This window comes from Pseudoalteromonas sp. A757, from assembly GCF_004103285.1.
Lineage (GTDB): Bacteria > Pseudomonadota > Gammaproteobacteria > Enterobacterales > Alteromonadaceae > Pseudoalteromonas > Pseudoalteromonas galatheae.
In genome coordinates this window covers 143,288-167,009 of sequence record NZ_QNQN01000070.1, presented here as the reverse complement: position 1 = coordinate 167,009, position 23,722 = coordinate 143,288, and the positions used below count along the sequence as shown (strand labels likewise).

At 42.6% G+C, this 23,722-nt stretch carries 23 protein-coding genes; 15 read left to right on the top strand and 8 right to left on the bottom strand.

What is annotated here, in order from left to right; all coding sequences use genetic code 11:
* Positions 1 to 209: 209 nt before the first annotated feature.
* Positions 210 to 1,094 carry a DMT family transporter gene (locus tag DRB05_RS13750; protein ID WP_128727458.1) on the top strand — a complete coding sequence of 295 codons (885 nt, stop codon included), beginning with the start codon at positions 210 to 212 and terminating at the stop codon, positions 1,092 to 1,094.
* 171 nt (positions 1,095 to 1,265) lie between these two features.
* Here the strand turns inward: DRB05_RS13750 and DRB05_RS13745 are convergent, their stop codons facing one another.
* On the bottom strand, positions 1,266 to 2,489 hold the full coding sequence (locus DRB05_RS13745) for a NupC/NupG family nucleoside CNT transporter (protein WP_010369948.1): 1,224 nt from the start codon (positions 2,487 to 2,489) through the stop codon (positions 1,266 to 1,268).
* A gap of 12 nt (positions 2,490 to 2,501) precedes the next feature.
* Positions 2,502 to 3,131: a uridine kinase gene (gene udk, locus DRB05_RS13740; protein ID WP_010603723.1), complete on the bottom strand. Its 630-nt coding sequence runs from the start codon at positions 3,129 to 3,131 to the stop codon at positions 2,502 to 2,504.
* A gap of 308 nt (positions 3,132 to 3,439) precedes the next feature.
* On the opposite strand from udk, the gene DRB05_RS13735 reads away from it, so the two are divergent.
* The 5 genes from DRB05_RS13735 to DRB05_RS13715 all read left to right on the top strand — a co-directional run bounded on the left by DRB05_RS13735 (position 3,440) and on the right by DRB05_RS13715 (position 8,242).
* Positions 3,440 to 4,651 (top strand): phosphopentomutase, encoded by a 1,212-nt coding sequence (locus tag DRB05_RS13735; protein ID WP_128727457.1) that lies wholly within the window; start codon positions 3,440 to 3,442, stop codon positions 4,649 to 4,651.
* Between the two features lie 14 nt (positions 4,652 to 4,665).
* Positions 4,666 to 5,367 (top strand): purine-nucleoside phosphorylase, encoded by a 702-nt coding sequence (deoD, locus tag DRB05_RS13730; RefSeq protein WP_128727456.1) that lies wholly within the window; start codon positions 4,666 to 4,668, stop codon positions 5,365 to 5,367.
* Positions 5,368 to 5,562: 195 nt separating this feature from the next.
* Positions 5,563 to 6,525, top strand: a complete 963-nt coding sequence (locus DRB05_RS13725) for a hypothetical protein (protein ID WP_128727455.1) — start codon at positions 5,563 to 5,565, stop codon at positions 6,523 to 6,525.
* A gap of 69 nt (positions 6,526 to 6,594) precedes the next feature.
* The gene (locus DRB05_RS13720) at positions 6,595 to 7,335 is read left to right on the top strand and encodes a ferredoxin--NADP reductase (protein ID WP_128727454.1); all 741 of its coding nucleotides are present in this window, start codon (positions 6,595 to 6,597) and stop codon (positions 7,333 to 7,335) included.
* On the top strand, positions 7,280 to 8,242 hold the full coding sequence (locus DRB05_RS13715) for a hypothetical protein (protein ID WP_240036252.1): 963 nt from the start codon (positions 7,280 to 7,282) through the stop codon (positions 8,240 to 8,242). Before DRB05_RS13720 ends, DRB05_RS13715 begins: the two co-directional genes overlap by 56 nt.
* On the opposite strand, the gene DRB05_RS13710 is transcribed toward DRB05_RS13715, so the two are convergent.
* The gene (locus tag DRB05_RS13710; protein WP_235956734.1) at positions 8,220 to 9,047 is read right to left on the bottom strand and encodes a tetratricopeptide repeat protein; all 828 of its coding nucleotides are present in this window, start codon (positions 9,045 to 9,047) and stop codon (positions 8,220 to 8,222) included. The two genes, DRB05_RS13715 and DRB05_RS13710, sit on opposite strands and share 23 nt — an antisense overlap.
* Before the next feature lie 137 nt (positions 9,048 to 9,184).
* Here DRB05_RS13710 and DRB05_RS13705 point away from each other — a divergent pair, with 137 nt between their 5' ends.
* Complete coding sequence (locus DRB05_RS13705; protein ID WP_240036251.1) at positions 9,185 to 9,913, top strand: transporter substrate-binding domain-containing protein; 729 nt, start codon at positions 9,185 to 9,187, stop codon at positions 9,911 to 9,913.
* A gap of 219 nt (positions 9,914 to 10,132) precedes the next feature.
* Here the strand turns inward: DRB05_RS13705 and DRB05_RS13700 are convergent, their stop codons facing one another.
* Positions 10,133 to 11,038 (bottom strand): histone deacetylase, encoded by a 906-nt coding sequence (locus tag DRB05_RS13700; protein ID WP_128727450.1) that lies wholly within the window; start codon positions 11,036 to 11,038, stop codon positions 10,133 to 10,135.
* Positions 11,039 to 11,204: 166 nt separating this feature from the next.
* On the opposite strand from DRB05_RS13700, the gene DRB05_RS13695 reads away from it, so the two are divergent.
* The 3 genes from DRB05_RS13695 to DRB05_RS13680 all read left to right on the top strand — a co-directional run bounded on the left by DRB05_RS13695 (position 11,205) and on the right by DRB05_RS13680 (position 14,892).
* Entirely contained in the window at positions 11,205 to 13,970 is a 2,766-nt protein-coding gene (locus tag DRB05_RS13695; RefSeq protein WP_128727449.1) for a methyl-accepting chemotaxis protein, read from the top strand.
* Positions 13,971 to 14,148: 178 nt separating this feature from the next.
* Positions 14,149 to 14,346 (top strand): hypothetical protein, encoded by a 198-nt coding sequence (locus DRB05_RS23135; protein ID WP_010369908.1) that lies wholly within the window; start codon positions 14,149 to 14,151, stop codon positions 14,344 to 14,346.
* A gap of 63 nt (positions 14,347 to 14,409) precedes the next feature.
* Positions 14,410 to 14,892 (top strand): hypothetical protein, encoded by a 483-nt coding sequence (locus tag DRB05_RS13680; RefSeq protein WP_128727448.1) that lies wholly within the window; start codon positions 14,410 to 14,412, stop codon positions 14,890 to 14,892.
* 83 nt (positions 14,893 to 14,975) lie between these two features.
* Here the strand turns inward: DRB05_RS13680 and DRB05_RS13675 are convergent, their stop codons facing one another.
* Positions 14,976 to 15,698, bottom strand: coding sequence for an alpha/beta hydrolase (locus DRB05_RS13675; protein ID WP_239966008.1), 723 nt, complete (start codon positions 15,696 to 15,698; stop codon positions 14,976 to 14,978).
* A 373-nt stretch (positions 15,699 to 16,071) separates the two neighbouring features.
* Here DRB05_RS13675 and DRB05_RS13670 point away from each other — a divergent pair, with 373 nt between their 5' ends.
* Together DRB05_RS13670 and DRB05_RS13665 are read left to right on the top strand one after the other, a co-directional pair.
* Entirely contained in the window at positions 16,072 to 16,974 is a 903-nt protein-coding gene (locus tag DRB05_RS13670; RefSeq protein WP_128727447.1) for a LysR substrate-binding domain-containing protein, read from the top strand.
* Between the two features lie 168 nt (positions 16,975 to 17,142).
* Entirely contained in the window at positions 17,143 to 18,849 is a 1,707-nt protein-coding gene (locus tag DRB05_RS13665; protein WP_128727446.1) for an alkaline phosphatase D family protein, read from the top strand.
* A gap of 392 nt (positions 18,850 to 19,241) precedes the next feature.
* Here the strand turns inward: DRB05_RS13665 and DRB05_RS13655 are convergent, their stop codons facing one another.
* Positions 19,242 to 19,682 (bottom strand): MgtC/SapB family protein, encoded by a 441-nt coding sequence (locus DRB05_RS13655; RefSeq protein ID WP_128727444.1) that lies wholly within the window; start codon positions 19,680 to 19,682, stop codon positions 19,242 to 19,244.
* A 102-nt stretch (positions 19,683 to 19,784) separates the two neighbouring features.
* On the opposite strand from DRB05_RS13655, the gene DRB05_RS13650 reads away from it, so the two are divergent.
* On the top strand, positions 19,785 to 19,943 hold the full coding sequence (locus DRB05_RS13650; RefSeq protein ID WP_010369885.1) for a YqaE/Pmp3 family membrane protein: 159 nt from the start codon (positions 19,785 to 19,787) through the stop codon (positions 19,941 to 19,943).
* A 45-nt stretch (positions 19,944 to 19,988) separates the two neighbouring features.
* On the opposite strand, the gene DRB05_RS13645 is transcribed toward DRB05_RS13650, so the two are convergent.
* Complete coding sequence (locus DRB05_RS13645; protein ID WP_128727443.1) at positions 19,989 to 20,594, bottom strand: LysE family translocator; 606 nt, start codon at positions 20,592 to 20,594, stop codon at positions 19,989 to 19,991.
* 174 nt (positions 20,595 to 20,768) lie between these two features.
* Between DRB05_RS13645 and DRB05_RS13640 the strand changes: the two genes are divergently transcribed.
* On the top strand, positions 20,769 to 22,121 hold the full coding sequence (locus DRB05_RS13640) for a hypothetical protein (RefSeq protein ID WP_128727442.1): 1,353 nt from the start codon (positions 20,769 to 20,771) through the stop codon (positions 22,119 to 22,121).
* Between the two features lie 98 nt (positions 22,122 to 22,219).
* Positions 22,220 to 22,672 carry a GNAT family N-acetyltransferase gene (locus DRB05_RS13635; RefSeq protein WP_128727441.1) on the top strand — a complete coding sequence of 151 codons (453 nt, stop codon included), beginning with the start codon at positions 22,220 to 22,222 and terminating at the stop codon, positions 22,670 to 22,672.
* A gap of 14 nt (positions 22,673 to 22,686) precedes the next feature.
* On the opposite strand, the gene corA is transcribed toward DRB05_RS13635, so the two are convergent.
* Positions 22,687 to 23,643: a magnesium/cobalt transporter CorA gene (corA, locus tag DRB05_RS13630; protein ID WP_128727440.1), complete on the bottom strand. Its 957-nt coding sequence runs from the start codon at positions 23,641 to 23,643 to the stop codon at positions 22,687 to 22,689.
* Positions 23,644 to 23,722: the final 79 nt, after the last annotated feature.

Below are 23,722 nucleotides of genomic sequence, written 5' to 3'. Positions count from 1 at the left end.
AGTTTGCCTTTTGCTGCACCCGGCGAGGAGAAGCAAAGCGACTATCATTGAGTAAAACGCGAGTCTCATTCTGTACCTTAAGTTTTAGCCTTTCCCTCTTTCTTAAAGAAAGTTAAACACATCCTAATGACAATACCAAAAATGGCTTGTGCTGTATTTATATATCGGCGTAAGGTAAAGCTCCATTAATATTAACCTTGGAGTATGGAGTGAAAGGGTTTCTTGGTTTGGTGTTACTTGCTGCAATTTGGGGTGGCTCATTTTTATTTATGAAAGTAGCTGCTGGTGTTCTTGGTCCTGCTGTACTCATTGAATTTCGAGTCTTATTTGGAGCGCTAACGCTCGCCGCGGTTGCTTTAGTATTAAAGCGCAATTTACATTTTTGGCGGTACAAAAAGCACTTTTTAATCCTCGGGCTGTTTAACTCAGCATTACCTTTTATGCTATTTGCTTATGCCGTGCAAACGCTAGATGCTTCTATGCTCTCAATTTTAAATTCAACCGCACCATTTTGGGGTGTGCTAATCAGCGTGTTTTGGCTAAGAGTGCCGACTCAAAAATCGGTGTGGCTAGGTTGTGGGTTTGGGATTGCAGGTGTTATCACGCTAGTTGGGTTGGATAGCACAGTATTGGATGAGGGCGCATGGCTGCCTATTATTGCAACCCTGTGTGCGACTCTGAGCTATGCAGTGGCCTCTCATTACACCAAAACGGCACCAAAAATGAGCGCATTTAATCATGCCCATGGTAACTTATGGGGCTCTGCGCTATTAGTATTGCCTTTTATTTGGTTTATGCCAATAAGAGAAATGCCTGACACTACAGAGATAAGTGCGGTAGTCGGACTTGGCGTATTATGCACAGGTGTTGCCTATATTCTCTATTTTAAGTTAGTTGAAGATCTCGGTGCTGCGTCTGCTTTATCCGTTACTTTTTTAATTCCTGTGTTTGGGATTTTATGGGGACATCTATTTTTGCAAGAGCAAATAGGTGCTAACACAATCCTTGGCAGTATTTTAGTTTTGCTTGGAGTGAGTCTAGTGACTGGGCTACAGGAAAAGGTCTTTCCAGCAAAAGCGATAAAGGAGTCGTAGATGAGAGGTGCAGGCCCCTTAACAAAGGGCGGTCAAAAAAGCGTTTCTCAGAAACGATAAAAGGGCCTAAAAGGCCCTTTGGTGAAGTATCGTTCAAGTTAGTGTGGTCACTTTAACCCCTTAAAGCAACCAACCAATTGTTTTGCAACTGCGGCTTATCTCAATAAGTTTCTAAGCTAGCGAGAGGAAGAAACCTGCAATTGCTGCACTCATGAGGTTAGCCATAGACCCTGCTAACACTGCTCTGAGCCCTAGGCGAGCGATATCCTTTCTACGACTTGGGGCCATACCACCAAGTCCGCCTAGTAAGATGGCAATCGACGATAAGTTAGCAAATCCACATAAAGCGAATGTGACAATCGCTTGAGTGTGTGTGCTCAACGTATCGCGATAATTCATATAATCTAGGTAGGCAACAAACTCGTTAACTACCAGTTTTTGGCCGATAAAACTACCTGCCGTCACGGCTTCCGACCAAGGTACCCCAAGTAGCCAAGCAACAGGGGCAAAGACGTAGCCTAAAATTTCTTGTAGCGTCAGTGTTGGGTAATCAAAAATTCCACCAATACTGCCTAGTAAACCGTTTAGTAGCGCAATTAGTGCCACAAACGCAAGTAGCATCGCACCTACGTTCAGTGCTAAGTGCATACCGCTTGATGCACCTGATGCTGCTGCATCAATTACGTTTACTGGTTTATCATCACCACTATCTACATCAGATAGGTTTTCGTGTGGCTTCTCAGTTTCTGGCACAATCATTTTTGCCATTAAGAAACCACCAGGGGCTGCCATAAAGCTCGCGGCAATGAGATATTTAAGCTCAACACCAATCGCCACATAGCCCGCCATAACGGAGCCTGCCACTGTCGCCAAACCGCCTACCATAACTGCAAACAACTCTGATTGCGTCATTTTTGGAATAAACGGTTTTACGATCAAAGGAGCTTCCGTTTGACCGACAAAAATATTTGCCGTAGCTGAAAGCGACTCTGGTCGTGACGTTTGCAGCAGCTTTTGTAAGCCACCACCCAAAATTTTAATGATCCAGTTCATAATACCAAGGTGATACAACACAGCTACGAGCGCTGAGAAGAACACGATCACTGGTAACACCTGAATCGCAAAGATAAATCCTAGCGAGTCTTGTTTGGCTAATGGCCCGAACAAGAAACCGATACCGTCATTAGCATAGCTAATCACCTTGGCAACTGCGCTAGACATCGAAGCTAGTACATTTTTACCTGCTTCAATAAAGAGTACAAAGCCACCAATAAGGACTTGTAGTAAAAATGCAACGCCTACGGTGCGCTTATTAATAGCACTGCGATTTGTAGAACACGCAAATGCTACGCCTAGGAGCATCATCATGCCCACTAAGCTCATAATTGTTGTCATGCCAATTTCCCGTTATTCTTGTAGCAAATATTTTATTTTACTTTTAATAATATCAATCGCAACGCGATTCATACCGCCACGGGTCACAACCAAGTCGGCATTATGCTTGGATGGCTCGATAAACTGATAAAACATCGGTCTTACCGTCGCCTGATATTGTTCTACCACAGATGACAGACTTCTTCCTCTGTGCTCTATATCTCTTTGCATGCGACGCAGCAAACAAATATCCAAAGGTGTATCAATGAACACCTTGATATCAAACTCTTCACTTAATGCAGGATCGCTCAGCAGTAATATACCCTCGACGATTAGTATCTTAGCAGGGTTTACTATTCGGGTTTTATCACTACGTGTATGCTGTCCGTAATCGTAGGTAGGAACCTCTACGGATTCACCTAGGCGAAGCTTAGTTAAATGCTCGCGTAACAACTCGTGTTCAAACGCATCAGGATGATCATAATTCGTTTGAGTACGATGCTCTATAGGTAAATGCGATTGATCTTTATAATAGGCGTCCTCTTCGATTACCGCGATAGTGCCTGAGGCAAGCTCATTCACTAATTCGTTGTAAATCGTTTGACTAAAAAGAGACTTACCAGACGCAGATGCGCCAGCTATGGCTATAATAGTTCGTGTCACTAAAGTTCACACCCAGCAGTTGTTTATGTTGGAAGATCACAATAGCAAAAAAGACACGATTAATCTCTTTTGCCTCGCTTAATGAGCAAATTTAACGGGTTTGGCGTACTCAAAACAGGACTTATGTCCGCTTGAGGGCGACAGAGCTAAATTAGCAAGATCGCAGCTTTTCGTGAATTTTGTGACTATTTTATTACAGCGGACTTATGTCCTGTACGATTTTTTTAACCAAACATAAAGTAACCAACGCTTAAGGTAACCATGTATTTAAGAATAAATAACAGCCTGAGCAGTATAGAGAGGTATCTATGGCAAGAGCAATCATTTTAATGGCAGATAGCCTAGGTATTGGCGCAGCACCGGACGCAGAAAAGTTTGGTGACGTAGGCGCGAATACTCTCGCTCATTTATTGCAAGCGTATAAAGACGAAAAAGGACAAGCTTTAGACTTACCTAATCTTTCTAAGCTAGGCCTTATTGCAGCGTGTGAAGCTGCAGGTAAAGAAACCTGCGCTGTGGCGCAAACCATAGAGCCTAGTGCTGCTTGGGGATATGCAAAAGAATTATCGAGTGGTAAAGACACGCCATCTGGCCACTGGGAAATGGCAGGGGTGCCAGTATTGTTTGATTGGGGTTATTTCCCAAATACTAACCCATGTTTCCCACAAGAATTTATAGATGAATTGTGCAAACGTGCAGAGATCCCAGGTATTTTGGGTAATTGTTACGCATCGGGCACAACGATTTTAGAACAGCTGGGTGAAGAACATGTGCAAAGCGGTAAGCCGATTTGTTACACCTCAGTTGATAGCGTCTTTCAAATAGCCGCTCATGAACAATCGTTTGGACTTGACAAGCTTTATCAAGTATGTGAAATCGCACGGGCACTGCTTGATGAAATGAATATAGGACGAGTGATTGCGCGGCCATTTATAGGCACTTCAAGTGCCGACTTTATTCGTACCGGTAACCGCCGAGACTATTCGGTATTACCACCTTCGCCGACTGTGCTAGATAAATTAGCCAATGACGGTGGTGAAGTAATTAGTATTGGTAAAATTGCAGATATCTATGCGCATCAAGGGATCACGCAAAAGCACAAGGCGCCGGGTCTTTTGAATTTGCTAGCGAAGACAAGCGAAGTGATGGACACAGCGCCAGACCACAGCCTTATCTTCACCAACTTAGTCGACTTCGACGAAAAGTTTGGTCACCGCAGAAATGCAGTGGGATATGCAGAAGCACTTGCTGAGTTTGACGCATTTTTACCGGAAATTATTGCCAAACTAAAAGCTGATGATTTGCTTTTAGTGACTGCCGACCACGGTTGCGACCCAACTGCTGAAGGCACAGATCATACGCGAGAGTACGTGCCTGTATTGGCATATACACCGGGTATGAACAATACTCCGTTAGGAGAAAGACAAAGTTTTGCTGACATAGGTCAAACGCTTGCCCAGTGGTTTGATTTAGATGCAACGCAGTACGGTGAAGGCTTTAAGGCCGAGATAAAAGCCTAACTAAAGGAAACAATATGAGCACTCCACACATTAGCGCAAAGCCAGGTGATTTTGCAGAAACGGTATTAATGCCGGGCGATCCACTAAGAGCAAAGTACATTGCAGAAAACTTTTTGGAAGATGCTCGTCAGGTAACTGACGTTCGCAACATGTTTGGTTTCACTGGTACTTATAATGGTAAACCAGTTAGCATCATGGGTTCAGGCATGGGCATTCCATCTATGTCTATTTATGCTCGTGAGCTTATTGTTAGCTTTGGTGTTAAAAACCTGATCCGCATCGGTACATGCGGTGGTATTAGCCAAGACATCAAGATCCGTGATGTGATCTTTGCGCAAGGTGCAAGCACAGACTCAAATGTGAATCGTGCTCGTGTACGTGGCTACGATTTCGCTGCGATTGCTGATTTTGGTTTACTAGAAAATGGCGTAAATGCTGCTCGCCGTTTAGGTATTGATGCAAAAGTTGGTAATGTTTTCACCACAGATACTTTCTATCAAGCTGATGGTGAATTTTATAAAGAATTAGATAAGCTAGGCGTAATGGCTGTTGATATGGAAACAGCCGGTTTATATGGCGTAGCTGCTGAGTATGGTGCAAAAGCGATGGCATTGTTCACAGTTAGTGATCATGTTATTACTGGTGAAGCAACGCCACCAGAAGAGCGTCAAAGCACGTTCAATGAAATGGTTAAAATTGCACTAGAGTCCATTTAATACAATTTGAAAAGTTCCTTGGTAACGTAATCGCAGAGTTTTGGAGACACGCCTAAAACAAAGCGAATCACACCCAAAAAAGCCGCTTTAAGCGGCTTTTTTTTTTGATCTTTGTCCATCCGAAATTCCCATATCTAGTTTAAACTACATAAAGGTGGTAGAGTTTTTCTAATGATAAGGTATTGGTGTTGGGCGATGGCTATTTTTGTTTTGGGCTTTTTAGCATTAATGGCGAATGCCGAAGTTGACTTAGATGCGTTTGAGTCTCTGGTCAAAAATGCGCCTGATGACGCGCTTAAAGTATACCAAAACACGATTACTCGGAAGGATCTTTCGGCTCAAGATTTATACCAACTCCATTATCAAGCGATTAGAGCAAGTGCGAGCACATTCAATAATGTCATTTTGATTAAGGCGGTAGATAGTCTTAAAACACCACCTTTTAAGGCTTTGGCGGATGAGGATAGGGCGAAGATTCTGACTAATATTGGTGTTGGGTATCGTCGTCGTAACCAGAATGAACAAGCTATTTGGCATTATCGGTGTGCAATGAATGCCACGGCCAGTTTACAGTACAAGTCTGCACTAAAAGTAAATATTGCGATTGCGTACACACGCCTTGAACAACCCGCTATCGGTTATAGCCTCTTAAAAAGTGTGGATAGAGAAATGTTACCAAGCTTTATGCAAGCGGGACTGCTAACAGCACTTGGCAATGCAACATTTGCACTGGGTGAAGTGGACAAGGCACTTAGTTATTTCATTGAAGCGGCGACCCATTATGCACAAGATGAAAACTATAGGGCTGTGAAGCAAGTATCAATCAATAGCCTTGGTATATATGTACTCAACTCTGACTTTTCCAACTATCATAAGGTGCTTGCTGATATTGCGTTAGAGTCCTCTCTAGTCGATGATAATCAGCATTACCTTGGTTGGTTGCGAGAGCTGGTATACCAGCTAGAGCAAAACCAGCCAGTAACCGTGTCGACAACCATGAAAGCCTACTCACTTGGCGCCGCGAATGCAGGATACGCTTCTATGGTGAATGCGCATATCGACGAATTTAATTTGTCGCTGCCGAAGGTCACTTCACAGCTTACTATCAGAGATCCGCTTCCTGTTGAATTGGGGAAAGCCTGGTGTCCGAACCGTTGACAAAGCTAATTTTTTTGCCATGGTTATGTTATTGCTAAATAAATACAGCTTGTGAGTCTAGGAGAAATAATGTCGCAATGGGTAAAAGGAGAAATCGTCGAAGTCATAGATTGGACGCCAACATTATTTAGTATCAAATTTAAAGCAGATATCGCGCCGTTTAAAGCGGGTCAATATACTAAATTGAGTTTGCAACAAGGGGATAAACGCATTGCACGAGCTTATTCCTTTGTGAACCCGCCATCAGAGTCAATTCACGAAGTTTTGTTAGTCGAAGTGCCAGGCGGCAACCTTTCTGTGCCTTTGCATCAGCTACAGGTTGGTGATGTGCTTGACGTAGCTTACCAAGCAAATGGATTTTTTGTACTAGATGAATTACCGCCTTGCGATACACTTTGGATGATAAGTACAGGTACGGCTATTGGGCCATTTTTATCTATGCTCAGAGAAGGTGAAGTGTGGCAAAAGGTGAGACAGGTGATCCTTATTCATGGCGTGCGACAGAATGCAGACTTATATTACCGCGAACAGCTTGAGCAATTGCAACAACAAAGAGACGGCTTTACTTATGTGCCGCTCGTTACGCGGGAAAAGCCAGAGCTCGGTTGTCAGGGCCGCGTCACTGAACTGATAGAAAATAAGCAATTATTAACTCATCTAGGCTATAAGCAGTTTCCTGATAATAGCCATTTTATGCTTTGTGGTAACCCCGAAATGGTGAAACAACTAAGTGCTCACTTGCAGAGTATGGGATATGAACGCCACAGGCGAGCCAAGCCTGGGCAGATCACCGTTGAACAATATTGGTGATCCTATGCAGGCTCGTGTTATTGATCTCTTGTGCATATTACTGCTGGTAATCGCGAGTATGGTGTCTGCAGCTCCAAAGGTAATTAGGGTCGTGGACGCAGCTGAAGAAAATGGCACACCGCAGAACCAATATTTTTTGTCAGTCTTGCGGCTAGCATTGGATAAGTCACGAGAGCAATATGGTGAGTACTGGATAGAGCCGATTGATCTACCAATAAATCAGTCAAGGCAATTTAAGGAGCTGCTAAAACACAACATTGATGTATTCTGGACGGTCTCAACTGCCGCTAGAGACACTCAAGCAAAGCCTGTGGCCATTCCCATAGCGTTTGGCAGCTTTGGTATAAGGGCACTGGCAATGAACGTGGCCGACAGCGGCCAGCTGAATGTGCATTTATCATTAGCTGAGCTACAAAAGTTCAACGTCATCTTAGGGCAGGATTGGCCTGACGTTCAGGTTTTTGAAAAAGCGGGATTTACGGTAGAAAAATATGTTGATGGGTTGGCAGTTTACAGAGTGCTTGCAAATAGTGCCGGTAAGATTTTTCCACGAGGTATCATTGAAGTCGTACCTGAGCTCAAGGCGTTCGATAACAAGCAAGTGATTTATGGCGAGAAGAACCTGTTGCTCTATCCTTCAATGGTTTACTTCTATGTCCGCAAAGAAGATATTAAACTGTATAAACGTCTGGAATATGGCTTAACACAAGCGCTTGAAGATGGCTCTTTGGCTGCGCTTTTTTACGACAGTACGATGATGGCTGAGTTGAAAAAGCACTTTAATTTACAAGGTGCCGCCATCCATCAAATTGAAAATCCGTTGATTATTTCTAAAAAGCAGCTCGACTCGATTTCTCAATTACAAATCGAGCTGCTAAAACACCTTAATTATTCACCAGCTCGTTAAAGCTTTGGTTATCTGCAAGGCTTGCAAACGCTGGCTCGTGTTGTAACTCGTTCTTTAAGTTAGGCGCATACTCCAAAGCCATACGGATGTCGGCCATCGCATCTGCGTGCTTATATAGCATGGAGTAAGCACATGCTCGTTGCCAATAGGCATAACCATAATCACTGTCAATTTCTAATGCTTGATTACACAAAGCAATTGCCGTGTTGGTTTGACCAAGCTCTAACAACGCATCAGCTTTGTAGGCAATCGCCTCTACATCTTCCGGTTTGCGATTTAGGATCTCATCGTAAATCTCAATTTTAGAGTTCATATCACTCTCAAGGTTTGCCCGCATCCACAGAGAGTGTACTTCATTCGTTATGGATATCTTCTTCTGGTTATTGAGAATTTCTTCAGAGCGTTCGCGTAATTTCTCTTCAATAACCTGAAGGCGCTTTTCATATTCATCGGTGATCGCGCCAACGCGCAGACTAACTATATCTTCAACTTTACTCTTAATATCTCTAAAAGAAGTCCAACCAACGACAACTAAGATAGATGCAGCTGCTGTGATCAAAAAGAGCACATTATTGATGGTATCTGTGGTGTAGGTAATAGCGCGATCTGCAGTATCTAGCTGAGAGTGACTGATTTTCTTCTCTATATCAGCTCTTAAGCGCATTTGATCTTCTCTGACTGCTCTTAATTCATCAAGAATATAACGCTCAATTAGAGGTCTATACATCGGCTCCTGTAATTGTGACAAAGCCTGCTGTTGTTGGTTTTCTGTCGGTTTTTTTGGCGTGGCTTGCTCATTCGCCATGGAAGTAAAACTACAAGCGACGAGAAAGAGAAATAGTACTATGCTTTTCATATTGATGTTCTTGAAACTTTATATTCTTAATATGGTGCATGAGTTAAGGTGGAATTGCAAAAAGTGGAGAAGAAATATTGCCTTATGTGACTAAATTAGCGGTTTATTGCCTGATTATACTCTCTTTAATCAATTTGAGTGCTTATGCAAAAGATCTACTAGTGGTAACCGAAGAGTGGAAGCCATATAACTTCACCAATGACGAAGGGGAGGTTGTTGGGAGAGCAACAAAGAAGGTGAGGGAGGTACTAGTAAAAGCAGAAATTGACTACGAGATAAAAGTGTACCCTTGGGTACGGGCGATGAAAATTGCTAAAGAGCGCCCTAATACAATGATTTACTCAATTTACCGTACTGCTGAGCGTGAAGCTGACTACGAGTGGGCATGTCCTTTGATCCGCCCTGTGGGCGTGTATTTTTTCAAACTAAAAACGCGCAAAGATATTAAAATTGCCTCATTGGAAGATGCTAAGCAGTACACCTCTGCGGTAGTAAAAGGCAATATCTATTATGATTTTTTGATTCAACACGGGTTTAATCAAGGAGAGCACTTAGTCGTTGCCGCCGATTCTAAAAGCTTTTATAAACTCTTTTTCAAAGGGCGTATAGACCTAGTAATGTCAACAGAATATATCATGAGTGAGGAACTTAAGGCGGCTGGGCTCAATTATGATGAGGTTGTGCCTCTGATAGAAGTAACCAAAGCGACTCAACAGCGTGGCTGTATGGCATTTAGCAAGGAGACAAATCCTGTACTTATAGATCGAGTAAGACGCGCACTGGCGAAGCATAATCAAGAATTTGTCGGACCATAAAGGCTAATGCTAATTTGATAGTTATGGGGTGATTTTTCATCATCAAGTACTGGTTATCGATTACCCTGTTTGAAGCTAGGCTAAGTATAAAAAGAAAAGCGCACCAAGCGGTGCGCCTAATCAGTGCCATGGTGAAGGGGGAGGTTAATCAAAGGTGTTACACCAATCAAACCCTTCAATATGGTAAACGAATGCACAACAAAAAAGGATCAACACATTTTAAAGTTTTGCAGCTTGCTGCACGACAATAGCGTGACGTTTTGCCAGTCTTTGATGATCTCTATCGTACCCACCGCCAATCACGGTCGCAACGGGAACACCATATTTTTGACATAGCCTAAGCACCAATGCATCTCTTTTAGCAATGCCAAGCCATGATATGTCTAATTTACCTAAGTTATCACCTTGCCAAACATCGACACCCGCGTCATATAGTACAATATCTGGATTGAGGTCAATCAACAATGACTCAAGTGTGTGCGCAACCGTTTCTAAGTATTGTGTATCACTGACCCCTATTTCTAAGCCAATATCCAGATCACTAGCGTGTTTACGAAATGGGAAGTTTTTCTCACAGTGGATTGAGCAAGTGTATACATACGGGTTGTGCTTCAACATGGCGGCGGTGCCGTCACCTTGATGAACATCCAAATCAAAGATTAACGCATTGGTGATCTGATGGCTGTTGAGCAGATGTGTGGCTGTATAAGCGAGATCGTTCACCATGCAAAAACCAGAGCCAAAATCATAATGCGCGTGGTGCGTGCCACCGGCTAAATGACATGCAATGCCATGTTTTAGCGCAAGTTCTGCAGTCTTTAGCGTTCCAAGCGGTGCAGTAAAAGTACGTGCCATAAGCTGCTTCGACCAAGGTAAACCTATACGTCGCATCATTTTATCGTCGAGTTGGTTACGCCATAAGTCCCAAATATATTGATCGCAGTGTACATTTTCGAGTGGTGAGGGATCACCAATTTTAGGGCTAATAACATTGTTGTGAATGAGCCCTAACGCATCAACTTCTTGATATAGACGCGCAAATTTACTCATTACAAAGCGATGCTTTGGATCAAAACTAAACGAATAATTCGAATGATAAACGAGCGGTAAGTTTGGGTTGTTCAAAAATAGCTCCGTGAATAGCGACAATTCAGTTTAGCAATATTGCCCTCCAAAGCCGAGTGCTTTCCTCGCTATCTTGTTTGCATTATTTCATCTACAGGTATTTGTGACACGCTTATTCCTGTTCTATGTTTATGTAACAATCTTTTCATAATTAGGGATACTTAGAATGAAAAGTGTTAAGGCAAAACTTATTTCCGCGGTCACCGCCGGTTTAGTAGTAATGCTCGTCGGTGCGATGCTCACCATCTTTGTGATGAAACGTGTTGCAGAGCAGTATGACGGCATGATAGCTAATGAATTGGCTGCTCGCGAGCAAATTAACATGGTGCTCGATGATTTTAAAACTCAAGTTCAAGAGTGGAAAAATGTGCTTATTAGAGGGAGTGACTCTGCTCAACTAGAGAAGTATTGGTCGAGATTCGAGACCAAAGAAGCAGACGTACAAAAACAACTCAGTTCAATTGTATCCGCTCATTCGTTACCAACTGCTCTAGAAAACAAGTTACGTGAATATCAAAAGGAACATCTACTCTTAGGGCAAAAGTATCGCGAAGCGGTGGAGTTATTCAAAAGTTCAAATTTTGATATCAGTCTCGCCGATGCATCTGTAACTGGAATAGATCGGCAAGCAAGTGTTTACTTACTTGAAATTAATGAACAAATTAATGCATTAGTAGACGCGAGAACGAGTGAAGTAGTTGCGACAAAAAATCAACTGGTTTTTTTTAGTACCATAGCGCTTATCCTTGTTGCGCTTGTGACTTTGGGGTTATTGACTTGGTACATGCAGCATTTAATCACTCGTCCAATCCGTCGCGCATCCGATGTGGCTAATGCAATTGCAAGTGGTCGACTAGATAACAATATTGTTGTTCACAGCGATGATGAAATAGGAATCTTGCTGGACAACTTACGCCAAATGCAAGCTAATTTGCTTGAGGCAACTCAAAAGCTAGAGATGCAAGCAAAAGAGAATTTACGGATCCGTTATGCGCTAAATAATGTAGCCGCACCAGTACTTTTGTGTGATGGCAATAACCAAGTGATCTATGTAAACGCACAATGTGAGTCTTTATTCAATCGCTATCGCACTGTATTAAACGTCCCTGTCGAAGTTGTTGATCATCCTATCCCCGAGGTATTACTTAGCAGCTCCACTGCATTGCACCAAGCTGCTGGGCAATTAGTACGCCAGTTGGAATGGGAGTGGTGTGCAGCTGACGTAATCATCGCGGCCACTGCTAATCCGGTTTCCGATCAAGGTGGTAATGTTTTGGGTACGGTGTTTGAATTTAAGGATTTAAGTCAGACGAGACGTGCAGAACAACAGGTTGAGCAGCTCATTAAGTCCGCTTCTGACGGTAAGTTAAGCGAACGTCTTAACCTTGAAGGGTATGTAGGCTCCATGAAATTAATAGCCAGTGGACTTAACAAACTACTTGATGCTGTTGAGCAACCCATTAGCCAAACAAAACAATATCTTACTTCGCTTTCAAGAGGAGAAATTCCTGAACAGATCAGTGGTGAGTTCAAAGGGGAGTTTGCGCAAATTCATCTAGCCTTGCAACGTGCCACCTCATCGCTTTCGTTGCTTATTGAGGATACTTACAGTTTAGTTGCTGCTGCGGGAGAAGGGGAGCTCTCTTCTCGGGCAGATGAGGATAAGCACCAAGGCGAGTTTCGCAAAATCATTCGTGGTGTCAACGAAACGCTTGACGCGGTCTCCAAACCCGTTGCTCTCACAAGCGGATATCTAGAAAGTATCGCAAAAGGTGAATTACCAGCCTTAACGAATGATGGTTATAAAGGGGAGTTTGATAGCATTTATCAAAGTCTCTCGGCTTGTGTTGGTGCGATACAGTTAATGCTAACAGATGCTGAAAAGCTTGCTGAAGCGGCCAGCGAAGGAGACTTACATCATAGAGCTGATATCGATATGCATCATGGAGCTTATGCCAGCATAATTGACACAATGAATGAAACGCTAGACTCAATAGAAGCCCCGCTTAAGGAATGCATGAATGTGATGGATGGGCTTTCTCAAGGCAACTTAACACGTCAAGTTGAAAAAAGTTATGCGGGCGATTTTGCACTGTTGAAACAATCGGTGAATACCAGCGTTGGCAATTTAGCTAATATGATGCAAAAGCTACTCGCTATGGCGGAATCCATTACTGTGTCGGTACAGCAGATCACTACAGGTATCGAAGAGTTAAGTGAGCGTTCTTCTTCTCAAGCTGCATCTGTTGAGGAAACACGAGTGTCAATTGGTGAAATTACCGAAACTGTACACTCAAACGCCAGTAATGCGCAATCTGCTAATAAGTTGGCAATTGAAGTAAATCAGCAAGCTCAGCAAGGTGGGAAGGTAGTTGAAGCAACGATTGAGGCAATGACCGAAATTAGTAAGAGTGCTAAAGAAATACTCACCGTCATCGAGGTCATTGATTCTATTGCGTTTCAAACTAACTTATTAGCGCTGAACGCTTCTGTAGAAGCAGCAAGAGCTGGAGAAAAAGGAAAAGGTTTTGCTGTCGTTGCCTCAGAAGTGAGAAACTTAGCGCTGCGAAGCGCAAGCGCCTCAAAAGACATATCTGAGCTGTTGGGAAGCAGTAACATCAAAGTGAAGCAAGGATCTAAGCTGGCCTCAGAATCCGGTGAGACGTTAAAAACCATCGTGGAAAGTGTGTACGGACTTGCATCCCAAGTGCAAACTATCGCGGAGGCTTGCAACACACAATCAAGTGGTATTGAGCAAATTAATCTAGCCATTAAGCAAATTGATGGTATCACACAACAAAACAATACCTTGGTAGAGATGACGAATGCCTCAGGGCTGTCATTGTTGAGTAAAGCCAATGAATTGCGAGAGATGGTTGAGCAGTTTGATATCGGCAAGACTAAAGCGGAGTTGATGAAAGTGGTGAGCTAAGGGTCAGCAAAATCTAGGGCCTGTTGATCTTTCAAGTTTGTTTTTGCAGCAGTTTGATTGGTATTTATACAAGGCAGAGCCAGCGTAGCATAGTCATTCTATGTAAGTCTGGCGATAAAGACTTTGTGCTCCTGCAAAGTCACCTTACCCCACATCCTTGTGGGGCAACACAGTAGAAATGCTAATCAAGCGCTGCCCTTTGGGTTCATCTGAGTGCGCTTTGTTCATTGTTGCTCAACTTTTGCCTAGATTACTAGGCGGCAAGTCGAGCGTCGCGACCAAAACACACTCAGAAGAACAAAAATCAAACAGCAAAGGTCAACAGGCCCTAGCACATACGGTTGCTAATTTTATTGTTTTTAGGAACATCACATGACATGATTGGACTAATTTGATGGCTTTTTAGCCGCTAACAATGTTGAGGGATAAGGCATAAACCATGGTTACACCAATCATCATTATACTGTTGCTTTGCGGCCCGTTATTACTCGGTATCATCTATTCAAAGATAAGAGACGTACAGGTAGAAACAACAACGCTTGCCTGCTGGGGTCTCGGTATCGCATTTATGTTCTTTTTTATTGGCCATATCGTAAAAGCACAGGGAATGGTAGAAATGTTGCCTAGTTGGGTGCCATATAGACTCCCTCTGGTGTACTTTACGGGTGTTATTGAACTTGTTGTGGCTGTTTTATTATTTATACCCAGTTATCAATTGGTTGCAGCAAAAGTGGCTATTGTCATTTTTATTCTGTTTTTTCCAGCAAACGTGTATGCAGCATTTAATAGTGTTGGATTGGGAGGGCATCAGTGGGGACCAGTTTATTTGCTCATTAGAGCACCACTGCAAATCATATTGATTGCTTGGTCATATTATATGTGCATAAAGCCGCTATCAATGCCAGCGGCTGAAATTAAATAAAGCTCAGCTCAAATAGAACAAATAAACAGAAAGAAGAGTGAGATTTACCCGCTTCTTTTCTGCGTTTTGCGACTATTAATCGTTTATTTTTCACTCTTTGGGCAAGGCTTCCCAGCTAAATGACCAGCCACGATTTGTGCTATTTTTTCTGTTAGCCAGCTTGGACCTTCGTCAGTCATGTCATTGTGTTTTGCATTCGCTATCGTGACAACACAATCGTGGTATTTTTGCTTTTCTGCAGGGCTTGGCAACACCCCTTTGTCTGCTGGAAAATCGCTTGCTCGTATCGACAATACTTTTACATCAAGACTTCGCGGTAATGGCACTCTGCGATGGTCTAGTGTAATGATATGGTTTGCAAACGTAGCGCCGTGATTGATTAGCCAGGCTGAAATATCACCGCCATTTGAATGGCCAATTAAGAGGATATTTTCAAAATCAAAATTGGCGAACTTCGGCCTAAAGTGATCGCGAATAAACACCAGAGTATCTGCGCCTCGCTGCCAGTTTTCTGCACGTGTTTCGTATAAGTTTCCCTCAACGGAAAGCGGAGGATCCGTTGCAAGTTCATGACCCACAGTGATAACCAAATATTCAGCTTGGTTTAATATCTTGACCAAAAATTGATATTCGGTATGTGCAACACCATAACCGGCGCTTAGCAGTGCAACGGGACAAGTCTTGGTAGCTGAGCAGTTAGCGGTATTAGATGGTTGATGAATTTCCACAGGAACTGCTCTATCTCGGGTGTTGTCTACTATCGTTTTAGCTAAGGGAGATAATGGTAATAAGAATAATATTACCATTATTATCCTGCTCATATATTCTTCGGATAGTAAGCGTTGTATATGCATCAAAATGCCTTGTAAGAGTAATTTTTGTTACGAATTATTCACAATAATAGTAGCATATTCAAGTCTCACTGATTACCAAATGAGTAAAGAATCCATACTTTCTTATCTACTTGTACTTCACTATGTGCTCTAGCTTCAGATAAGCTCCCATTATGGTTAACCAGTATAATAACCGTGACTTTGGCTTTGGCTTGTAATAGTTCATTTTCACTCCTGCTGCTGTCTCAATAACCTGAGTTCAGGTACTTAATTTATGACTGTATTTTGGGTCAAAGTATGGCAGGATACCAACGATAGTTAATTACAATAAATATAAGTTGAGCTTATGGATAAGAGGTTAAGGCACTTAAGTGCACTACGCTGTTTTGAGAGTGCAGCCCGGCTTCAAAGTTATACCCAAGCTGCACTCGAATTAAACATTACTCAGGCGGCAGTAAGTCAACAAATGCGTCAACTGGAAAGTGCACTTGCAGTTAAGCTTTTTGTAAGAAAAGGTCGCAATATGCACTTAACTGAAGCCGGAGAAGTGTTGTTGAGGTCAACTCAAGGCGCATTCACGCGCATAATTGACGGGCTGAATCAGATCCAAACGCAAGAGCTGGCGGGCAGTTTAACTATTACATCAACCCAGTCCTTCTGCTCTTTATGGCTAATGCCTAACCTAAGCTCGTTTTACGAAGCTCATGACGACATCCAAATTCGTGTGCTGGGCTCTAATCGCTTCGAAGATATTCGTTTAAACCATATTGATATCGCGATCCGGTTTTCTAATAAGAAAGAGTTAGCGTGTCCCACCGGACTTGAGCAGTTATATCTGGGGGAAGATAGCAACTACCCTGTTTGTTCACCTAGCTACAAAGAAGCGCTACAAATTAAACGTCCAAGTGATTTAGCAAGATGCAACCTTATCCACCACGATGATGATAAAGTGAGCTGGGAGCAGTGGTTTGAGACTCAAGGGATATGCGGTTCAAGTATATGTGCCAAAGGCCCACACACTCGAGTCTCTTCTAATGATATGGCCCTGAGTGCAGCACTTAAAGGCCATGGTGTGGCAATCGTTTCCAAAGAGCTATTTTTAGACTTTCAACAAGCTGGACTTATTGTGCAGCTTTTTGACATACCTCACCCTGTGGTATGGCAACGCTATGTGTTATTTGATCCCTATTCACCAAAAAGAGCTCGGATCCAAGTATTTATTGATTGGCTTATCAGCCACTTGCCATAAGGCCTAGTTATGACTCACTAATTGAGCCTCTTTCGCATTATTTCATGAATGCGGAAGCAAATGTGAATTTGAAATAAATATTAAACTAAAATTTAACATTGCCGAATTAGACTTCGTTCCCGCAAGGAAAACTAGCAAGGATGCCGACATTCAAATACCGAGGAAACGATGAAAGCTTACACTCTCACACCAGCCGTATTGATGCTTACAAGTAGCGTTATCAGTGCGCAGCCGGAAGTTCACTACGAGTCTTGTAAATCCACTTTTAACTATTTAGCCGCACAGTATCAAGGTACGACAGATAAAAATAATTCAGGGTCGCAGTGGTGCTATTTAAAACAAAGCATCGAAGGCGCAACATGGGGTCATGTCAGAACAGAAACTATCCCAGAATTCAAAACGGTAACCGGAAAAGCGTGTAAAACGCCATCGGAGTATCAAGGTGAAAGGTTTTATGGCTGTACAACCCGAAATCACACCGCACCTTGGTGCTATGTCGAAGAGGGTGGCTGGGAAGAATGTCAACCAGAGGAGCCGCCAGCGCTGTTATCTCACACTCAACCCTTACAAAGTAAACGATTAGATAGAGTTGCGCTAGGCTCATGTTTCAAAACCAAAGGTGATATGCCCGAAGCGCTCGCGAAGTTAATTGGTCAGCAACCGGATTTGTTTCTTTGGTTAGGGGACAATATCTACGCAGATACCACTGATATGGCTGTGATGCGCCAGAAGTACGATGATAAAAAGAATAATAGTGAATATCGCAAGTTTTTAGAGGCTAAGATCCCGGTGATGGCGACTTGGGATGATCACGATTTTGGCTGGAATAATGAAGGCAAACATTATCCACAGAAAGCAAATGCGCAGAAAGAATATTTGCGTCACTTTGATGTCGATAAGACTGATCCAAGACTAAATGGTCAAGCTGGTATTTACGAAGCAAAAATGCTGGGTGGCTCGGGCGAAACCACACATGTGATCACATTGGATGCCCGTTACTTCCGCTCACCAACTTTCTCAAGTTATGGTGCGTGTGAAGGTGAAAGTAGCACCATATTGGGAGAGGCGCAGTGGCAATGGCTTGAGCAAGAGTTGCAAAAACCGTCAGAAATCAAGCTTATTGCAAGCGGCATTCAAGTGCTGCCCCCGCTACATCGAGGTAGAAGTAAAACTAGCTACTGTGCTTACGGAGACGGCAAAACGTTTAATGCTGCTATCGAGTCATTAGAAGAAACAAATATGTCAGGTACTAGTTATGAATCTTGGGCAGAGATGCCAGCACAAAGAGAGCGCTTGCTAAGGTTAGTACAAAAATCTGTGAATGAAGGAAAGACTAAAGCCGTTGTATTTTTGTCTGGCGATCAGCATTGGGGAGAGCTTCTGCAAAAGACTATTCCAGCAAGCAGCACATATGGCCAAGCGGTTAACGTCTATGAAGTAACAGCATCAGGGTTTGGTCAAAACTGGCCTTATCATATCGAAAACCCATTAAGATTACCGATTTACGCAGACGACAAAGGGGATGGCAATTTTGCCAAAGCATGCCAATTACCGTTCAAATATGCAGGTGTAACCTATCAAGGTTGTATCACGCGAGACAACGATAAACCTTGGTGTTATACCCAAGTGGATGATAACCAAAAAGGTATCGAAGGTGACTGGGGCAACTGCGCGCCAGCAGGTGCCATTATTCCAACCGGACGAGTTGGTGCGATAAGCAAAGACATCGCAAAGTTGACAACATCTAACCGCCATTTGATCAATAAGTCGGGAAGTAATTACGGCTTGATAGATATTGATTGGCAAAATCGTGAACTAAAGATGTCTATTGAAACGGCAGACGAGGAAGCAGTCTCGACTATCATCAAGTTTTGATGTTTACTTATCAGCTGAGCCTAGTGTTCAGCTGATAGGTTAGTAACTCTTTGTAAACTATCGAAATAAAATGTATATTGCGTGCAATTTTAGAAAAAAGCAGTTAGACTGCTTACAGGAAAGTAATTAATACCAAATTAAAAGGACATTAATTTGAAATTTATCATCTCACTCATACCCGCATTTTTTTTGACTAAGTTAGTCTTTTACGTTACTAATTTTGAATATTTTTTATTCGAAGATCCCTTTGACTTCGGTAAGTTACTTATTGATATTAGCGTTTTTGGATTCTTTTATTTTATCGCTGTTTTAGTTTACGAGTACTTTTTCGGCGAAAAGTTAGAGCTCAAGCGGCAAGTATCGAGCAAAAGAACGAAAAGTTCAACGTAAGTCTATTGCGAACTCGAAGGCTTTTTATACGGTTCTAGTAAGCGAAATACCAAAAATCCGACCGCGCTTAACACAATTGCGATTTCATATCGTTGATATGCGCTTGAGATCCCTATTGCACCGGTTAACCAAATACCTGCGGCGGTTGCAGTGCCATGCGTGGAGTTATCGTTTTTCACAATCGAGCCGCCACCAATAAAACCAATTCCAGTAATAACACCGTACATTACTCTTGCTTGCGCTTCGTGTGACTCATAGACATCCATACTTGTTAAGATAAATGCACAACAGGAAATAGCGACTAATGGGAATGTTCTAAGCCCCGCGCTATCAGAGCGACTTTCTCTATTAATAGCCAAAGGTAATGTAAGTAAAAACGCAAAAATTATTTGGTAAAAGTGATACCAAATGAGTGCTAAGTCAAGATTAATCCAATCTGGCATTTTTTATCTCCTATACTGTTGTTGGGTTAATGCAAAAGGCATTCCTTTGAGTTGGCATAACCCATGCAACATGAAAGCGTCTATAACTTTTAGGAGAGAACAATGGATTTATTGAGGATCATAATTGCAATATTGCTTCCACCACTCGGTGTATTCTTACAAGTCGGTCTTGGCGGGGCTTTTTGGTTAAATATTTTGCTGACATTGTTGGGTTATATACCAGGAATTGTACATGCAGTGTGGGTGATCGCCCGTCGGTAAAAAACGGACAACAAGTAACAATAACACGGTAATCTTTGCAGGGAATTATCCTGCAAAGATCTCCAGCACGATAGGCATTACAGACAGTACAAGTAATGCAGCCATCACAAAATTAAACCACCTAAGGCTTTGCTCATTTTTTAACACGTACTTGAGTGATGAGCCAAACACCAACCAGATCCCAACACAAGGAAATGACACCAATAAAAAGACAATGGTGATCATCAAGTTTTGGCTCATAAAATCTGCGCCAGTGGAGGTATAAGTTGAAATAGCACCTATTGCCACAATCCACGCTTTTGCGTTTACCCACTGAAATAGTGCGCCTTTTACAAACGAAAAAGGTTGAGAGCTTGCGTCTGCATCCGTTGTAGGTGAAGACATCGCGACAAGGTAGGCAAGATATAGAAGATAAATGACGCCAATGCACTTTAAAATAAAGTGTAAATTAGGAAACAACTCAAAAAGCTGCGCAAAACCTAAGCCGACTAACAAAAGCATAATCGAAAAACCTACACAAATACCGCTTAGTAGTGGAATGCTTCTCCTTAAGCCAAAATTAACACCAGACGTCATTACCATAATATTGTTTGGCCCGGGTGTTACGGAAGATGCAATTGCAAATAAGGTAATGGCAACCAAATAGTCCATTAAACAGTCCTTTTTACCTACTGATAGCTTTATCGTTGTCGGATTATTAGTTCACTATTGGGGTTGTGTGTTAAATAGTCAATAGAAGAATAGCTGGGATGTTGTTTTTATATTTGTGATAAGATAACATATTTAAAGTTATGGTATAACATAAATATAAATAGGATCTCTCTCATGGTATTAAAAGGTAAACTTTTGGCAGTTGCCATTTCCGCAATTCTCCTTTCCGCTTGTGGTGGTACTGAACATACAATCGTAAAAGTAGACCCGCCAACACAAGACAATGGTAACGATAACGATGGTCATGATGATCACGATCATGGAGATGCGATCACAGACGCAAATGGTCGCCTGATAGTCACTAGTGCAGATAGTAACGTTGTGAATGTGTACTCAACGGCGGATAAATCACTTATTGACTCAATTGGTGTTACTCACTATCCAAAATATGTATATAGCTCTGAAAATCACCGCTTTGCTGTGTTGGTGCAACGAGACCAAGGTTTAGTGGAATTTATTGATGGTGGTTTATATGAGGAAGAGCATGGCGACCATCACCATACTCATGAAGAAGCGCCTGCACTTGCTTCGTTCCATTTAGAATCAGTGAAGCCAACACACGTTACAGTGGGTGAGTCGGGTATTGCTGTATTCTCTGATGGCGACAAAGACAGTCAACAGAATGCCGGTGCTGCAATGTTCACTGAAGCGCATATTAGCGGCGAGCAAAGCGAAGTCGCTGCGCTACATTATGACACTTACATGCACGGTGCAGCGCAAGCTCGAGGCGAATTTCTAATTAGTACGATCAGAGACCCTCAAACCGAAACTTCTCTACCTTCGCAAATTGGTTTATATCATGCGCATGGTGACCATTTCCATCAAGAGCAAGTATTTAACGTAAGCTGTCCAGCACTTCACGGCAGCGCGCAAAATGAAGAAGCAGTGGCATTTGGTTGTGGTGATGGTGTTGCGCTTATCACTCAGCAAGGCGAAAGCTTCAGTGCAGTAAAACTCGCCAATCCAGATTACTTTGCTGACGGGCAGCGAATTGGCACCCTTAAAGGTCACCATGATGCAGAGCAGTTTATCGCATCAGCAGGTAATGATGTGCTGATGGTTGACCCAGAGCATGGCCATATCGAAAAGCTTGAATGGCAAGTAAGTGATAACTATCGCATCGCGAGCTTTGGATTTAGCTTTGCGGGTGAGCATGTTGTAGTGATGGATACTGCAGGTAAGCTCAGCATTTTTGCCGGTCATGATCATGATGGCGAGCACCATTTTGAAGCAGCAGGTGAAGTACAAGTTAGCGATGCCGATTTAACTACGATGCCAGAAGGTCACGGTTTCCAAATTACATTCTCTCATTCAGAGCAAGCGGTATATGTGAGCGATCCAATTGCAAAACAAATCAAAAAGTTTGATTTAGAAGAAGCCAAACTAGTAGACACATTTGAACTAGATTACGTACCAGAAAAACTAGTATGGCTTGGTATTGCAGCAGAGGAGTCTCACGACCATTAATACTTAGCTAACTCATGTAGTCCCTGACAATTTTTAACACTGTAGATAGTGGCTTTGCCACCTTAGTTAAGCTAAGGTGGCTTTTTTAAGGAAAAAATATGAAAATTAGAGCAGCCACCATCAACGACTTAACCACACTTCTAGACTTAGAACAGCAAGTGATCGAAGCGGAGCGTCCGTATAACGCAGCAATCAAATCGCAAGACGCCAAATACTATGATCTCGAAAAATTACTCACTTGTTCGAATACGTTAGTGGTTGTTGGAGTAGTGTCAGAGCAAATAGTGGCGACAGGGTATGTGCAGATCAGAGCATCGAAACAGCAGCTACAACATTCGCAGCATGCTTATCTTGGGTTTATGTATGTAACACCTGAGCATCGTGGTAGAGGTTTGAATCAAGAGATCATGGAGCACTTAATCGCTTGGTGTAAAACCCAAAACGTCAACGATTTTTACCTTGATGTATACGGTAGTAACGCCGCAGCAATTCGCGCTTATGAAAAAGCGGGATTTACACCTTGTCTGCTGGAAATGAAGCTACACCTCTAGGTCACAGCCAAAGATCACAGCCAACCTTTGTGTTTAAAGAATAGGTAAGGCGCAAAACCAGACAGTAGCATAATAGCAATGGCAAAAGGGTAGCCCCATGCCCAGTTTAGCTCTGGCATATTATTAAAATTCATTCCATACACACTGGCAACCACAGTGGGTGGCAAAAATACGACAGAGGCAATGGAGAAGGTTTTAATAATTTGGTTTTGTTCGATATTGATAAAACCCTGCGTAGAATCCATCAAAAAATTCACTTTATCGAAGAGAAAGGCGCAGTGCGACATCAAGGTTTCGATATCTCGTGTGACTTCCCGTAGCGTTTCTCGCTCCTCAGATTGCACCCCCACATGACGCATTAAAAACGAGATATTGCGCTGCGTATCCATCAAACATAAGCGCACTTTACCATTGGCATCTTCGAGCCTTGAAATACGACTAACGGCTTCTTCTAGATCTGAGTCTTCTTCCTCAAGTACATAGGCACTGAGCTTTTCAAGCTGGTGGTGCATATCCTCAAGCATATCCGCGTGGTTTTCGACTTTTTGATCGAACAAAGTCACTAACAGCTGTTTTGGGTTATCGCACGCCACTTGCCCTTTACGCGCACGTAGTCGCAGCAATCTAAAATCCGCAAGCTCGTCATCACGAATGGTTAATAAGCAGTTCTTTTGTAATAAGCAGGCCACGGTCACCGTATTAAAACGCCCATCATTGGGAGACATAAACAAAGCGTGTACATGCAGACCTTCGCTGTCGATAAAACAGCGCGAAGAGGCTTCAATTTCCTCTACGTCATCCGCACCAGGAAGGGTAATATTTAGCGTGTTTGCAAGGGCAACTCGCTCCTCCTCAGTGGGATTAATAGTATCTATCCAATGGGCGTTTTTAATTGCTATTTCAATCGGGGTGTCGGCGCTTGGTTCCATTTCGGAAATTACACCGTTTTCAATCGAAAAAAACCTCAGCATCTCATTACTCTACACGACGACTCTTTGGCAAAGTATAAGAGTGAATGTATTAATCAACAATGACAATCCAAAGGTTATC